Consider the following 15,214-nt stretch of genomic DNA (forward strand, 5'->3'; position numbering starts at 1 on the left):
TATGTTAATTTCGTTGAGGGCGCTGGTTATCTCTTTCTTGACTGCAAATAAGCCGGTTGGAGTATAACCTCGTCCAGAACGGCTGATCCAATTAACTCTTGAAGATTTTGCGTGGCCTCAATGAAATACCCTCGAATTCAGATCATATTGGCATGTATCGCAATCGTGGGCTGCGCTGTGCTTGCGACCGTGCTGGCGCCCCGCCAACTGATGGCCCGTACATCGGCCTCCCCCAGCCTTGAAACCGTCATTCCCCGTCAGTTTGGAACCTGGACGCTGGTTCCAGAAATCAGCCCGGTCCGGCCGGCAGATCCCGACGCGTACGTTCAGCCGGACCCGCTCGCCGGCAAGATCTACAGCCAGGAAGTTGGTCGAGGCTATACGGACGGACACGGCAATATCGTCATGCTGATGATCGCGTACGGCCCGGTGCAGAATTATAGGCTGAAGTCTCACCGCCCGGAGATTTGCTATACGGCCAATGGGTTCCGGATTTCGGAAAAAGCGGATGGCGCGGTCAGCTATCGCAACGGCGCCCAGCCCATCAAGATGACTCGACTGATTGCAGCTAGGGAGTCACGGTTCGAACCGGTCACTTACTGGTTGCGGGTCGGCAATGACATCGCCAACGGGGTCGTCGATCATCAGTTGAGCCGGTTGAAGTATGGCTTGCGCGGAATCATTCCCGATGGTGCCCTGATCAGGGTCTCCACGATCGGCCTGCCGAAAGATGTATCGTTTAAGCTCCAGGATCAATTTATCCGCGATCTTCTTGCCGCCATTCCGCCTCAAGAACTCAGATTCTTTACCGGCGCGAGCTGACGGTCGCGGCGCGCAACCCTGGCAGGTGATTTTTGGCGTTCGCTCGACTTACTGCGAAGCTGCTGCGCACACCATTATTCCATGGCGCACTTCTTCTGATGACGTTGTGGCAGCCGGCATGCGCACAAGGCGCTGACGATACGCTGTTGCCCTACGCGGTGAGCATTCATCAAACACCGATGCAGAGCTGGGGACCAGGGGCCGGCATCTATCTCGGAAAAGGCCTGTTCATTACGGCAGCGCATGTCGCGGGCCGGAGCTGGCTGACGCGACCCAAAATCGCAATTGCCGGGGCGGAATATCCCACCCGAGTCATCAAGGAAGGCAGTTTCGAAGCAACGGATCTCACGTTGCTGTCGGTCGAGGAAGAGCTTCTTCCGGCGCGGTTGCGACTTCGGCGAAACTCGATTTGCACCGATCCGCCCACCCCCGGACAACAGGTCGTGACGATTGTGCCGGGATCTGCCGTGCGCTCCCACATCCTCGCGCCCGATCGGCTGCCGATCGGAACCCGCGGCCGGTTCAGCACAGTCATCGCCGACGTGGCTCGCACCGGCAATTCGGGATCGGGGGTGTTCGATGTCAAACGCAAATGTCTGCTCGGCATAATGAGCCGGAAAATTTCGCAATCATATTCTCGACCTGGTACCAGAAAGACGGAAACACGTGATATTGCCAAATACTTTGTTCCGGCCTCAGAAATTGCGGCCTTCTTACCCGCCCATTTGCAGCTCTAGTCGCGCCTCTTTGGCTCTGTCGATCGATCGCTCGTGCATCGAGGCAATCACAGCATTCGCGTTGGCGCGTTGGAAGAAGGGTTGAGGCTGGCAATGACGAATGAGCAATCAAAGCGGCGCGTGGCGCTGATCACCGGCGTTACCGGACAGGACGGCGCCTATCTGGCCGAATATCTGCTTGGCCTCGGCTATGAAGTCCACGGCATTAAGCGGCGGTCGTCCTCGTTCAATACCGCGCGCATCGATCACCTCTACCAGGACCCGCATTCGCGCAACGTGCCGTTCCTGCTGCATTATGGCGACATGACCGACTCGACCAACCTGATCCGGCTGATGCAGCAGATCAGGCCGACCGAGATCTACAACCTCGCCGCCCAGAGCCATGTCGGCGTCAGCTTTGAAAGCCCGGAATACACCGCCAACGCCGACGCGATCGGCGTGCTGCGGCTCTTGGAGGCGATCCGCATTCTCGGCATGGAAAAGGAGACGCGGTTCTATCAGGCCTCGACCTCCGAGCTCTACGGTCTGGTCCAGGAAGTGCCGCAGAAGGAGACCACGCCGTTCTACCCGCGCTCGCCCTACGGCGTCGCCAAGCTGTACGGCTACTGGATCACGGTGAATTACCGCGAGGCCTACGGCATGTTTGCCTCGAACGGCATCCTGTTCAACCATGAGAGCCCGATCCGCGGCGAGACCTTTGTGACGCGCAAGATCACGCGCAGCGTCGCCCGCATCGAGACCGGGCTGGAAGACACGCTCTATCTCGGCAATCTCGAAGCCAAGCGCGACTGGGGCCATGCGCGGGATTATATCGAGGGCATGCACAGAATCCTGCAGGCGGACGCGCCTGACGATTTCGTGCTGGCGACCGGCGAGACCCGTTCGGTGCGCGAGTTCGTCGAGGTGGCGTTTGCCGAAGTGGGCCGCCGCATCGAATGGCGCGGCCAGGGCGTCGAAGAGACCGGCGTCGACAAGAAAACCGGCAAGACCATCCTGCGCATCGACCCCGTCTATTTCCGGCCGACCGAGGTCGATCTGCTGGTCGGCGATGCCAGCAAGGCGCGGGACAAGCTCGGCTGGAAGCCCAGGACGCCGTTTGCCCAGTTGGTCAAGGAAATGGTCGCGAGCGATCTCGCAGAAGCGCAGCGGGAGGTAGCCAATGGCAAGCCTGCCGTTTGAACTGAGGGGCAAGACGGTCTACGTCGCCGGCCATCGCGGCATGGTCGGCTCGGCGCTGGTGCGCCGGTTGGCGGCGGAAAACGTCGAACTGCTGACGGCGACCCGCAGCGAAGTCGATCTGCGCGATCAGGCGGCGGTCAACCAGTGGTTCGCCGCGAAGCGTCCGCAGGTGGTGTTTCTCGCAGCCGCCAAGGTCGGCGGCATCGTCGCCAACAACACGCTGCGCGCCGAATTCCTCTACGACAATCTGGCAATCGCGACCAATGTGATCCATGCGGCGCACGTCAATGGCGCCGAGAAGCTGATGTTCCTCGGCTCGTCCTGCATCTACCCCAAGCTGGCGCCGCAGCCGCTGCGCGAGGATTGCATGCTGACGGGGCCGCTGGAGCCGACCAACGAGCCCTACGCGATTGCCAAGATCGCCGGCATCAAGATGGTGGAGGCCTATCGCAGCCAGTACGGCGCCGACTTCATCAACGTGATGCCGACCAATCTCTATGGAAGCGGCGACAATTATCATCCCGAATACAGCCATGTCGTCGCCGCGCTGATCCGCCGCTTCCACGAAGCCAAGGTTTCGGGCGCGAAGGAGGTCGTGGTCTGGGGCACCGGCACGCCGCGGCGCGAATTCCTCTATGTCGACGATCTCGCGGATGCCTGCATCCACTTGATGAAGACCTATTCGGATAGCGAACTGGTCAATATCGGCACTGGCGAGGACATCACCATCGCCGAGTTCGCCCGCGTGGTCGCCGCGACCGTGGGCTACACTGGCGAGATCGGCTTCGACACCTCACGCCCGGACGGCACGCCGCGCAAGCTGCTCGATGTCAGCCGGCTGGCAAAACTCGGTTGGCGCGCCAGCACCGGGCTCGAGGAAGGCATCCGGCTCGCCTATCAGGTGTTCCTGAACGAAAGACAACAATAGTCATTCCGAAAGACGCATAATCGAACCATGCCGTTTTTGGAATCGCGGCCGGATTTGAAATCAATAGTAGCCGTAGTACGAACCGGCTGTCTCGGTCGACTTGTTCACAACGACACGGATAACAGGTGTTCGTTGTAAATGCCGCTGGCATTCCTTGATGTCAGAAACCGTCGTACTTCCAATCCCCGCAACGAGCAGCGCCGCATCTATTCTGGGTAGAATAGAAATCACATCATCGCCAAGCAGCATCGGCGGAAGATCGAAGATGACGATCCGCGACCGGAAGTCTCGCTTGATGGTCTGGAGCAGCGCCCCCATCGTCTGCGAGGCCATCCATTCCGAAGAGTTCGACGAGACCGATCCGGGCAGCACAAGCATGCTATTCGGACCGATGCTTGCTTGCAGAACTGCTAACGAAAGTGGCGCGCGTCCTTCGAGCACATTGAGAACGCCACCGTTGCCGCCGCCGATACCCAGATAATTTCCAACCGCTGGCCGGCGCAAATCAAGATCGACCAGCAGTACCGACCGCTCTGGCAGCCGGGAAATACTCAGCGCAAGATTGCAGGCCGTTACCGTTTTTCCGCACCCGGCGGTCGGAGAAGTCACGGCCAGAAACTGCCAGCTCTTCTTGTCCATCTCCTGCAGCACCTGCGTGCGCAGCATGTCGTAGTAGCGGCCGTTCTGACCGGAAGTGCCGTAGGCCACTATTCGATTGGCTTCGAGATGATCGGCGCTGAGGCGCACTTCCTTGAACGGTGATTCGCCAGAGCGCTGCGACGGCCCTTCGGCAGCGAGGGGGGATCCGCCCAACGCCGTAGGACGGTGTATCGTCTCCGCAGCTCGCGCGAGTTCGACAGCCTGTTTTATTGAATCCACTGCGTGACTCCGCGAATTATCGAAACAGCCCGACCCTGGCCTTGGCAATCATGAGGTCAAGGGGTGGAAGGAACAGGTAGGCAACGACCAACAGTCCGATCACAACCAGCACGAACGCTCCCAGAAGGGCAAACATCCGTCGCCGCCCGGCGCGCTGTTCGGCTGCTGTCGTGATGTAGGGAATTGAAACGATCAACCGACCATCGACCACGGACAGGAGGTCATTACTCCTTCGGATTCCCTTGTCCAGGATCTCCATAAGGAACGTCAGTCCTGCTCCGCCAAACAGCGCGGCCGCGAAGGCCATCGCAAGGACTTTCAGCCGATTAGGCCTGACCGGCACTTGCGGAGCAGTCGGCTGCTCGATGATTTCGAGCTTCTCGGACTGCTGGTCCCTTTCAAGGTTCTCGCCGAGCCGCGCGGCGGCCAATTTTGCCGAGGCGGCATCGAGGTTTTTCTGCAGACTCTCCTGCTGGGCGACCATGATCTCGAGACTGGCCGAAGTCGCAGGGTCGTTCGAAGGCGCCGGCGCCGAAGCCACCTTTTCGAGGGCTTCGATCTGTTTCTTCAGGGACTGAATCGCAGGGTGTCGCTCTGAATAGAGGGCGCCCTTTTGGATCAATTCAGCCTTCAGTTGGCTAAGCGTGGTCGGCTGGTCGGAGCCGGTTGACGACGCGGGCTTGCCTTGCGTGAGGCGCAACTGAGCGATCTTGACATCAAGCGCCGAGTTCTCGGCCTGAAGTCTCTGCACCTCTCGCGCCAGGAACTTCGTCGTGTCCGTAGCGCGGCTGGTTCGATCTCGAAGATCCTCGTTCAGGATCCGCGTCATCAACTCGTTGGCCACCTGGGCCGCCACCGCAGCATCGCCATATTCGAATCCGACCGAGAAAACGATGGTGGGATTCTCCATCGAGGCGCGCGTCCGCTGCTTGAAGTCTAGTTGAAGGTCGACCGGCGCGATTTTCGTATGCTTCTTGACTTCCGCGACGAGCTCGGTCGGCGACATCAGCGTGCGCTTGTCCGGGAACAGTTTGAATTTGTCGGCGATCGCGATGAGATTATCTCGCGTCATCGTCCGCTGCTGAATGGCCTGGATTCGCTCCTGCGCGGCGCTGGTAACCGTAGGCCGGACCAGTTCGGACGGAATCTGCTGCGACTGAACGAGGATCCGTCCTTCGGAGAGATAGGTGGCTGGCCAGAGCAAAGCCGCCGCGGCGCCCACAGCTAGGATCGTGACGAATGGCAGTACTAAATAGGCCCAGCGGCGCTTGAACAGTTCCCAGTAGAAGGCAGGCTGCACCAGATGACTGCGGTCCTCTTGCAGCGGCTGGAAATCGTCCTCAAATTCAACTTTCTGCAGCATGTCTCGTCCGAGCGTCTGTTTGCGAGCCTGCAAGGTTAACAGTGCCGCGGAATGATCGGCGGATCGCTCCGACGCGTGACCTTAGCATCGATCTTGCAGGGATTTAATGAATAGTTGTTCAGCAAAGGGACTTTTAAAATTCAATCTTAATGGTTCCAACGGCTCCCACGTCGGCGAGTTTACGTAGATCGGAGAAATGGGTCGAGAGTAGCAGGGGGAATTCTGCAAATTGCGCTATAAGAGGTCTGTGGCCGGGCTAAGGAAGTTCAATGTACGAGGCATTTTATCAGCTGCGGGAGAAACCTTTTTCAATTCTTCCCGACCCCGACCTGATTTACTGGGGCAAGATGCATTCCATGGCGTTCACGATGCTGGAGTTCGGCGTCATGAACAACGCCGGCTTCACTGTCATTACAGGTGAGATCGGTTCCGGCAAGACTACCTTGGTCAGGCATCTGCTCAAGAAGGTCAGCCCGGCGATCACCATCGGCCTGATCTCCAATTCCCCTCAGGGCCGCCAAGAATTGCTGCAATGGATCCTGATGTCGCTCGGGCAATCGTTCGAAGGAGATTATCCAAATCTTTTCAAGAAGTTACAAGATTTTCTTTATGGCCAATTCGCCAACGGAAGACGGACCATATTGATCATCGACGAGGCGCAGAATCTGGAGCCGGAAGCACTCGAACATTTGCGCATGATTTCCAATATCAACGCGGACAAGTTCCAGATTTTGCAGCTGATTTTGGTTGGCCAGCCCCAGCTGCGCGACCTGCTGCTGGCGCCGAAGCTGCATCAATTCGCACAGCGGATTTCTTCCGATTTCCATCTGCGCCCGCTCGATGAACGGGAGGTCGCCAATTATATCGCATTTCGGCTGCAGGCGGTGGGCGCTCGCCGTCCGCTGTTCACTCAGGAGGCTTGTTCACAGATCGCTTCCGCGAGCGGCGGCATACCCCGGATGATCAACGTTTTGTGCGACACGGCGCTGGTTTATGGCTTTGCCAATGATCAGCGGGTGATTTCGGATCACATTGTGCGGGACGTTATTGCAGACAAGCAACAGTATAGCATTTTTCCGGTAAAAAAGTTCTCGCGGGTTCCCTAAGTCCTTGTATCCTATTAGTTTCCCCCGTGGCTAAATAATGGCCGCGTGTTCGGGAATAATCCCCTCACGACGGCCTAAATGTCTTTGTTTACGGGCTTTTTTGCCGATGGTTAGGGGGAATAACATGCGAATCCTGCTGGCACTGGTTTTTGTTGCCTTCCTGACCCCGGGGGCAAACGCGCAGACCCTGAAATCAGGCGACAGCCTGAGCATTTCGGTCCTGCAGGACCCGAAGCTCGACCGGACGGTCGTCGTCGACCCCTCCGGTGAAATCGCATTTCCCCTCGCCGGCCATATCCGGGCGCGCGGGCTGACGCCATTGGCGCTGGAAAACATTCTCAAGAACAAGCTGAAGAACAACTACAAGGACGACAATCTCGACGTCACGGTCGCCGTCATAGCCGCGCCCAAGGAGATCCCCGAAGACGACCTCAAGCCGAAAGTTTTCATCACCGGCGAGATCATCAAGCCGGGCTCCTATGTCGTCAGACAGAAGACGACCCTGATGCAGGCCATTGCGCTAGCCGGCGGCATCGGGCCGTTCGCCGCGAAGAATCGCATCCAGGTAAGACGCAAGGGCCCCGGCGGCGACGAAACAATTTTCATGTTTAACTATAGAGCTTACGAAGCTGGTGACGATCTGGAAGGCAATATCACCTTGCGGGCCGGCGACGTCATCATGGTTCCGGAACGACGCTTGTTTGAGTGACCTGACGTTCGGCGGGGGCGAGAAGCAACGTGAAGAGAGCTGCCATAGCAGTCTCGGTGTGCTTTGGCATGGCGCCGTCCGTGGCATTTGCGTTCGATTGGTCGATAAAGGCCAGCGAGACCGAAACGGTCGAACTGAATAGCAATCAGTTCTTGCGCAGCTCGCCGGCGGGATCGCTGGGGTCCTACACAACGCTGAACGCCGACGCGGAGGCGCGTACTCCGACATCCAAGTTCAATTTCGCAGGCGACGGCACCTACAAGAAGTATTGGGGTCCGGGCGCCGCTGGCACCGCATCGGAATTCCTCAACTATGGATTCCGGGCGCGCTACGAGCAGAGGGAAAAGACCAGATTCGACCGGGAGTATGTCGAGGCAAGCTGGCGACAACAAAGCACGGCGCTCGCGATCCTGAACGATCTCGGCGTTTCCGTGCCGACTTCAGGCTTCCTCGATCGACTCACGGCGACCGGCGGTATCGATCGTTCGATTACTGCAATTGACACGGTGTCGCTGCTCGCGACGTCCACCCGCACGAGCTACGAACCGTCGAGCGGCGGCACGCCGTTTACGGACACACTTGCACGCGGCAATTGGCGCCGATCGCTAAGCTCGGTCACAGCGATCAACCTATCCTCCGAATATGAACTGCTTGAATACGGCAATGCGTTCAACACCCAGGTCCAGATTTTTCGTGAGCAGGTCGGGTTCGACACCACTTTGTCGGCGGTGCTTTCCTTTCGCGCCAATGTAGGCGCTGCCTATCTGGTGACCGATCGAGGGGTTTCGAGTACGGCATTCGGCGGCACGACGTCTGCCACCCCCGTATCGAGTTCAGTGGCCGACTGGATCGGTGACGCTGTCCTGACCTATCGAATGCTGAAGAGCACGACTTTGGCCGTCATCGCCAGCCAGTCGGTGGGACCGAGCGTTGTCGGATCGCTTTTCAAGCGGGACTCAATCACGGCATCGCTGACTCACAGCATCAACGCGCGATCCACCCTGTCGTTCTCAGCGAGCGGTAACCGGCAGATATCGACCACAACGACGGATTACGCTTCGGCGTCGGCGACCTACAGCTACAATCTGACACGGGAATGGCTGGCGTCGGCCACCTACCGGTACCTGCACCGGTTCGCAAGCACCGGCACCACCATTTTCGATCCGATTACCGGCACGCCAACGGTCTCCGGCACGGGCCCTGCGGACTCCCACAGCCTGATGTTCGTCGTGACGCACAACTGGACTGTGCTGCCTTCCGGCAATTAGCGCGTACGACCTTTACTCGTGTCGTCATCCCGTTCCATCTTTTTTGGTTGAGTACCATCTCCGGGCAGACGCGGTGCGCTTGCCCGGAAGGAAATTGCTGTCAACGTTTCCGGATCATACTCCGACGAGCGTTCACTTCATCGCTGCGCGGATGCTGTCCTTGAGCGGTGTCCCGTCCGGCTCCAGGGAAAACGCAGTCTTGAACTTCTCGGCCGCCTTTTCATTTTGTCCTGCGGCCGCGTAGCTCATCCCTAGGTGATAATGGATCGCCGCAAGATTCGGCATTGCCACCGCAGCCGCCTCAAGCGTGGCGATCGCCCCCTTGAAATCGCCACGCTTGTACTGGGCCCATCCCCACGTATCTTGGAACTGCGGCGCGTTGGCGTTTTTCAGCTTTTCCGACAGCTCAAACGCGCGTTCGAGACTTGGCTTGTCGCTCCGATTGTCCAGCAGCAGGCTGGCGAGGTTATTGATCGCCACCGCTGAATTAGGCTGATCTTGCAGAAGCGTTTCGTACTGGGATATTGCGGCGTCGTTGTCTCCCCGCAGGATCTGCAAGCCTGCCAGGGACAGGCGCAAAGCTGCATTGCCAGGCAACTCGGCGAGCCCGGCCTTGAGCGCCTTGTCCGCTGCATCATAGTCCTTGCTTTGAACGTAGAACTCGGTCAACGCGGTGTATCCTGCCGGCTCTTTCGGCTGCTGCTCGACTGCCTTCTTGAAGCTTTGCAGCGCCTCATCGTTTTTCTTTTCCGCCAGTTTGGCCTGCCCCAGAAACACCAGAAGCTGGGCATTGGTCGGGAACTTGCTGCTCAACGCCTGCAGGAGCGCCGCAGCCTTGTCCGGCTTACTCTGTTTCACATAAGCCGAGGCAAGTGCAAGCGCCGGCTGAGGCGCGTCCGGCGCGGCCTTGTGCGCAGCCTCCAGCGCGGCGATGCTTTCCTCGATCTTGTTCTGGCCCGCGAGCGCCGCCGCGCGGATCTGCTCGGCCACCACGCGGCCTTCATCGACGCGTCCGATGGCATCCGCGATCGCCAAGGCTCCCGCCCAATTCTGCCGGCTCAATCTGACCTGCCCGAGCGCCGACCAAATCTGGAGATTGCCCGAATTGCGACTGGCAGCTTCCGTCAGAATCTCTTCGGCGCGAGCCGCATCGCCCTTGCGCTGCAAGAACGCAACGTATCGGAGCACGACATCGGGATTTGAGTTGGATGACTTGAGCGCGTCGGCATACTGACGATCGGCCAACTCGGCCTTCCCGCTGCGTTCGTACGCCACTGCCATCAACGACAGCAGCTCAACCGACTTCGGCTGATCGTTAAGTGCCTCGCGCAAATCGGAAATGGCACTATCGAACTGGCCTTTATCTATGCTCATGGCCGCCCGCAACCGCAACGCACCGGCGTTCCGGCGATCCTTCGAGAGAATGTCCGCGATCAAGGGCTCCGCTACCGTCTTGTTACCCTTGGCGACATGGATCTCCGCAAGTTTGACCCGGGCAGCGAGCTTCTTGTCGGAGGCCGCTGCCGTGTCAGCCAGCTTCTGCAAAGCCTGCACGGCGGCGTCCGTCCGATTTTGCGCAACATTCAGGTCGGCCAATGCGATCTGGTAATCAAAGTCATCGCCCCCTACCTTGATCCGCGCTTCCAACTCGGCTCTGCCGGCATCCGCGCCTTTCGTAGCGATCAAGAAGCGAACAAGGTCCAGCCCGAGCTTGCTGTCGGTCGGATTGGCCTCGGCCCTCGCGCGGAACTCCTTTTCCGCCTCGACAAATTTTCGCTGCGCAATGAGAAATTGCAGAAGCTGGGCCTGGTAAGTCGCCTCTTGAGGATTCTGCGCGATCAGTTTGCGCAGCAGCTCTTCGGCCTTCGCCAAATCCTTCTTGCGTGCATACGTATCGATCTTCTGCAGCGTAACGCGCGTTTCGTCCTTGCCGGCGGGAACCGAATCCAGAAGCTTCAGTGCACCATCCAGATCGCCATCTGCGACCTTTTTCGACGCAAGCAAAGAGATCGCATCGACGTTTGCAGGGTCGATCTCAAAGGCGCGCTGGGCTTCACGGATCGCACCGGGATTGTCGTTGGTGCGCAGGAGAATGATCGCCCGCAAAGCATGGAGTTCCGCATTCGGCTTATCGCCCTCGTTCGCGGCATCGACGACCCGAAGCGCGGCATCGGCGGCCCCACCGCCCACCATAATCCGCGCAAGCCTCAATCTCGCATTCAGATCGTTCGGGTCCAGTTCGACGATACGGCGCAGATCCAGGAACAGCGAGGACGCCTTTGTGCGTTCGTCGATGCCTGCGAGCGCCCGCCAGACTTCGACCTTGTCGCTCTTGTATTTGACGGCTTTCAGGAGTTCCTTCCGCGCCTCGAGGTCGTCCTTCTTTTCGATAAGAGCCATTCCGCTTTCGTAATAGCTCTGCGCGCGTTCTTCGGGCGATCCGCAACCCGCCACAAACATCACGAGCAGGAGCGCAAGTCCGCGGCGAACTTGAAAAGTCTGACCAACTGGCTGCTTCATCTCTGGCCCTGAATGAGTGTCACACGGCCGAAAGGCGGCCGGATAATCTTCTGTTCCCTCCGCTATCACACTTCCTGTGACAGCAGGAATTCGAATCTGTTCAGGCGGAATATTCGTCGCAGGCCGGCGGACGCGCCCGTAAACAGCAATGCCTGTCCCCGGCTGGCCAGTTGCTTTCGGACCATCAGGAACAACCCGAAGAATCTTGCGTCAATGTATTGCGTATTCGAAACGTCGACGATCAACCGTTTGCCGCAGTCGAGCGCGTCGCGGAGCTGTTCGATCGCGCCGTCAATGTGTATGGCTACCGCCGCCCCCGACAGAGCAAGGGTCACGGAACCGTGATCTTCGCTCCTTGCGATCGACAGCCTGTTCAAGTTTCGCGTCCGCCGCTCAGTCAGCATCAGGGGCAGGACGCACGTGACCAGCATTGCCAGCAGGGCCTTCCCGTCGCTCCAGTAACGCCGCCAGAGATGCGGTTCCTCCTTGATGCGCCACAGCCACTCGAACCCGGTGCTGCGAAGCATCGGCGGCGCCCGCCGAACGGTTCCGGCTTCGAAATTGATGGTGGCACCGAATTGGGCGCGAACGGGCGGGCGCAGCCGCCAGTGGTTATGCAGCAGCCAGGCCTGGGCCTTCTCCGCGCCGAAGAATACCGCAATTAAATCCGCGTCACTGGCATTTATTTCATCGATTATTTTCGGCGAGCTCATCTCTTCGATCGTGCCGAAACCGGGGTTGAGCACGCCGACGCATTCCAGCCCGCCCCGCTCGGCGTTCAGCCGGGCGCCGACCGCAGCCGCCAGCCCCTCGGCTCCGCCCAGCAGGAAGACCCGCAGGCGCCGGCCTGCCTCATTGGCCGATTTGAGCCGGCCGAACAGGTCGCTGCCGGCAACTCGCTCTTGGATCGGAATGCGCAGCAGTTTGGCGATCCAGATCAGCGGCATGCCGTCCGCAAGACACAGATCGCTCAGCAGCATGGACTCGCGGAAGGTGCCGTTGATCTGGCTCTTGACGAGGAAATTGACGTTGGGCGTCGAAATCAGAAATGGCGAGCCGGCATTCGTTGCGAGCTCCATCGCGCGCAGCAGCGAAGGAAAATGGAGCGCGTCCACGGGAATGCCGAGGAGGCCAAATATATTGCGGGAAAGGTCGTCCGGAGAGGCGCACGCCGATTGCGGATCCGCAGGCCGATCGGCAAAGTCGGACGAGGCCGGCAGGGTGCGCAACGTATTTAACATAAAAGCTCCACGAACTTCAAATCTTTGCCCGGCGCACCGCGGGCGGACCATCATATAATTAACGAATCGCAAGCGATCTACTACGAAAATCTTGCTTAGTGAAATCGATTTAATGTACGTGATTAATACCGCGCCCTGAATGACATGCCAATTCCAAGGAAATGGATGGGGCGGGTGCTCCCCAGGAATCACGGGGCCATCGACGGCCGATGGAGATGGTTGCGCGCATTGAGAACCGGGCGCTTCCAACGCGGCGAGCCGTCCGCTATTTGGTTTAATTCCAGGACAGGTGGCACACAGGTGGATCAGGCGACCAAAGAGATCAGCGCCGATGTTCCCGACTGGACGCGGGAGCACCCCCGGCAGTTTTGGGACCCCGGCCGCAAGCTGCTGCGGACGATCCGGCGCTACCAGTGCTGGCGGGCACACGGCGGGCTTTTCGGCAGGCTGTGCTGCAAGTTCATCGCGCTACGCCACCGCTTCTGGAGTGTGGTGACGGGGGCCGAGATACCACTCACCTGCCAGATCGGCGGCGGGCTGCTGCTCCCCCACCCGAACGGCATTGTCATTCATCCGGACGCCAAAATCGGAGTGAATTGCCTAATTTTCCACCAGGTCACACTTGGCAGCCGCGGCCGCGGCGGGGTTCCCGAAATTGCCGGCCATGTCGACATCGGAGCCGGCGCCAAGATCCTCGGGCCGGTCAAGATCGGGGCGCATGCGCGGATCGGGGCGAACGCGGTGGTGATTGCCGACGTCGAGGCACACGGGGTGGCGACGGGTTATCCAGGAGGAAATTGACCACGCGCTGGGATAGGGGCATCGCTTCGGGTGGTTCGTGATACCTAGACGCTTCGAAAAGGGTGGCGGCGGCCAAGCTGTTCGGCGGATTGGCGAAATGGCAATTTTTTAGCTCGTTTTTGGAAATTAAATTTGCTCTCTATGATTGTGATATATATATATATATATATATGAAATACACATATAAGACGACCGAAGGCGTCAGGCTCGCGGCCGGCGCGGGGCCCGCAACATTCGGCGTGGTCGTGATCGGGCGCAATGAGGGGCCGCGGTTGATCGCGTGCCTGCGCGGCGGCGGACGCGGTGGTGTACGTCGATTCCGGCTCGACCGACGGATCGGTGGCGGCGGCGCGCGGGCTCGGCGCGGGATGTGGTCGAACTCGATCTCGGCATTCTCTTCACCGCGGCGCGCGCAACGCCGGCTTTGCCCGCCTTGTGGCGACCGCGCCCGACTTGGCGTACGTCCAGTTCGTGGACGGCGACTGCGAGCTGGCGCCGCGATGGCCCGAGGCCGCGATCGGCTTTCTCGACGCCCACGCTTATGCCGCCGCCGCCTGCGGCCGGCTGCGCGAGCGGCATCCCGATCGATCGGTCTACAACTGGCTGTGCGACAAAGAGTGGGACCGCCCACCGGCGAGGTCCGCGCCTTTGCCGGCAACGTGATGATCCGCGCCGCGGCGCTGCAGGCGGTGGGCTTCTATCGGGAGGACGTGATTACCGCCGAGGAGGACGAGCTGTGTGTCCGGCTGCGCCAGGCGAACTGGCGGATCTGGCGGCTTGGCGACGAGATGGCGCTGCACCAACACAAAGCGATTCCAGCGAGCCGAACGCATGACCGATGATCCAAGTACACGACGTGCGGGCGTAGGCGCGGCGCCTCCCATTCAGGCCGACTCGCCGTTTTATCTCACCGTAGGGGGCAGCGCTTGATCATGGCTAAAACGATCTTTGAGGCCTTTAGTCGCGTTGAGATAATTCACTTGCGAGAACGCCGCGACAGATACGAATCTCTCCGCAAAGAATTGCGACGATTCGGCTTCCCGATTGAGCGCGCTAACATTCCGGACGCACCAAAGCCGGAGGATGCCAATGGGTTTCCGTCGCGAGGCGTTTATGGGAATTTCCTTAGTCATCTCGATATCATTCGCAGGGCGGAAGCCGACCAATTGGAATCGGTCTTGATCCTGGAAGATGACGCAATTTTCAGAACCGCAATTGGCTCGCGGGCATCTGAGATCGCCGAAACCATTAGAACGCTCGATTGGGACATTCTCTATCTCGGCCATTCGCTTCGCAAGCCCCCACCCTCTGACAATGGCTTTGTCGCCTACTCGGGTGGATTCTATTGGGCTCATTGCTACGGTGTGCGAGCCAGAGCAATTCCGAAGCTTGCGAGATTTCTTGAATCGGCGATAGAGCGGCCAGCAGGACATCCACTGGGCGGCAAGTTGTATATTGACGGAGCGTTCACGTTGTTCCGACAGCAAAACCAAGACCTCAAATTCTTGATATCGTCTCCCCGGCTATCTATCCAGCGAGGTTCCGAAAGTTCACTCGGAAAGGCCACTGGTTTCGGACGCCTGCCCTTCATTTCTGCTATGAGATCAACGCGCGACGAACTCTGGCGCCATGGATTTATAGGTGGCGGGCCACATTGAAAC

At 59.2% G+C, this 15,214-nt stretch carries 15 protein-coding genes; 11 read left to right on the forward strand and 4 right to left on the reverse strand.

Annotation, left to right across the window (positions count from 1 at the left end):
* Window positions 1–120: 120 nt before the first annotated feature.
* From epsI to ACH79_RS42400, 4 genes are all read left to right on the forward strand, one after another.
* A complete protein-coding gene (gene epsI / locus ACH79_RS42385; RefSeq protein ID WP_161856848.1) occupies window positions 121–822 on the forward strand; it encodes an exosortase-associated protein EpsI, V-type in 702 nt (233 codons plus the stop codon).
* Between the two features lie 32 nt (window positions 823–854).
* Window positions 855–1,559 (forward strand): serine protease, encoded by a 705-nt coding sequence (locus ACH79_RS42390; protein WP_246738350.1) that lies wholly within the window; start codon window positions 855–857, stop codon window positions 1,557–1,559.
* A gap of 93 nt (window positions 1,560–1,652) precedes the next feature.
* Window positions 1,653–2,738 carry a GDP-mannose 4,6-dehydratase gene (gene gmd / locus ACH79_RS42395; RefSeq protein ID WP_161856065.1) on the forward strand — a complete coding sequence of 362 codons (1,086 nt, stop codon included), beginning with the start codon at window positions 1,653–1,655 and terminating at the stop codon, window positions 2,736–2,738.
* Window positions 2,719–3,666, forward strand: coding sequence for a GDP-L-fucose synthase (locus tag ACH79_RS42400; protein WP_161856066.1), 948 nt, complete (start codon window positions 2,719–2,721; stop codon window positions 3,664–3,666). The genes gmd and ACH79_RS42400 overlap by 20 nt, the downstream gene beginning before the upstream one ends.
* A 60-nt stretch (window positions 3,667–3,726) precedes the next feature.
* Here ACH79_RS42400 and ACH79_RS42405 read toward each other — a convergent pair whose 3' ends face one another.
* The gene (locus ACH79_RS42405) at window positions 3,727–4,545 is read right to left on the reverse strand and encodes a CpsD/CapB family tyrosine-protein kinase (protein WP_161856067.1); all 819 of its coding nucleotides are present in this window, start codon (window positions 4,543–4,545) and stop codon (window positions 3,727–3,729) included.
* 16 nt (window positions 4,546–4,561) lie between these two features.
* Window positions 4,562–5,908 carry a sugar transporter gene (locus ACH79_RS42410; protein WP_161856068.1) on the reverse strand — a complete coding sequence of 449 codons (1,347 nt, stop codon included), beginning with the start codon at window positions 5,906–5,908 and terminating at the stop codon, window positions 4,562–4,564.
* A gap of 269 nt (window positions 5,909–6,177) precedes the next feature.
* Between ACH79_RS42410 and ACH79_RS42415 the strand changes: the two genes are divergently transcribed.
* The 3 genes from ACH79_RS42415 to ACH79_RS42425 all read left to right on the forward strand — a co-directional run bounded on the left by ACH79_RS42415 (window position 6,178) and on the right by ACH79_RS42425 (window position 8,991).
* Window positions 6,178–7,014, forward strand: a complete 837-nt coding sequence (locus tag ACH79_RS42415; RefSeq protein WP_161856069.1) for an ExeA family protein — start codon at window positions 6,178–6,180, stop codon at window positions 7,012–7,014.
* Window positions 7,015–7,138: 124 nt separating this feature from the next.
* The gene (locus tag ACH79_RS42420) at window positions 7,139–7,723 is read left to right on the forward strand and encodes a polysaccharide biosynthesis/export family protein (RefSeq protein WP_161856070.1); all 585 of its coding nucleotides are present in this window, start codon (window positions 7,139–7,141) and stop codon (window positions 7,721–7,723) included.
* A gap of 29 nt (window positions 7,724–7,752) precedes the next feature.
* Window positions 7,753–8,991, forward strand: coding sequence for a hypothetical protein (locus ACH79_RS42425; RefSeq protein ID WP_161856071.1), 1,239 nt, complete (start codon window positions 7,753–7,755; stop codon window positions 8,989–8,991).
* A 132-nt stretch (window positions 8,992–9,123) separates the two neighbouring features.
* Here ACH79_RS42425 and ACH79_RS42430 read toward each other — a convergent pair whose 3' ends face one another.
* Both ACH79_RS42430 and ACH79_RS42435 read right to left on the reverse strand, forming a co-directional pair.
* A complete protein-coding gene (locus ACH79_RS42430; RefSeq protein WP_161856072.1) occupies window positions 9,124–11,580 on the reverse strand; it encodes a tetratricopeptide repeat protein in 2,457 nt (818 codons plus the stop codon).
* Entirely contained in the window at window positions 11,577–12,944 is a 1,368-nt protein-coding gene (locus ACH79_RS42435; RefSeq protein ID WP_161856073.1) for a WecB/TagA/CpsF family glycosyltransferase, read from the reverse strand. The genes ACH79_RS42430 and ACH79_RS42435 overlap by 4 nt, the downstream gene beginning before the upstream one ends.
* Before the next feature lie 108 nt (window positions 12,945–13,052).
* Between ACH79_RS42435 and ACH79_RS42440 the strand changes: the two genes are divergently transcribed.
* The 4 genes from ACH79_RS42440 to ACH79_RS42455 all read left to right on the forward strand — a co-directional run bounded on the left by ACH79_RS42440 (window position 13,053) and on the right by ACH79_RS42455 (window position 15,211).
* Complete coding sequence (locus ACH79_RS42440; RefSeq protein WP_246738351.1) at window positions 13,053–13,553, forward strand: serine acetyltransferase; 501 nt, start codon at window positions 13,053–13,055, stop codon at window positions 13,551–13,553.
* A 306-nt stretch (window positions 13,554–13,859) separates the two neighbouring features.
* Window positions 13,860–14,216, forward strand: a complete 357-nt coding sequence (locus ACH79_RS42445) for a glycosyltransferase (RefSeq protein ID WP_161856075.1) — start codon at window positions 13,860–13,862, stop codon at window positions 14,214–14,216.
* Window positions 14,216–14,395 (forward strand): glycosyltransferase family 2 protein, encoded by a 180-nt coding sequence (locus ACH79_RS42450; protein WP_161856076.1) that lies wholly within the window; start codon window positions 14,216–14,218, stop codon window positions 14,393–14,395. Before ACH79_RS42445 ends, ACH79_RS42450 begins: the two co-directional genes overlap by 1 nt.
* Window positions 14,396–14,485: 90 nt before the next feature.
* Complete coding sequence (locus ACH79_RS42455; RefSeq protein WP_161856077.1) at window positions 14,486–15,211, forward strand: hypothetical protein; 726 nt, start codon at window positions 14,486–14,488, stop codon at window positions 15,209–15,211.
* Window positions 15,212–15,214 lie beyond the last annotated feature (3 nt).

The sequence above is a fragment of the Bradyrhizobium sp. CCBAU 051011 genome (genome assembly GCF_009930815.1).
Taxonomy (GTDB): Bacteria; Pseudomonadota; Alphaproteobacteria; order Rhizobiales; family Xanthobacteraceae; genus Bradyrhizobium.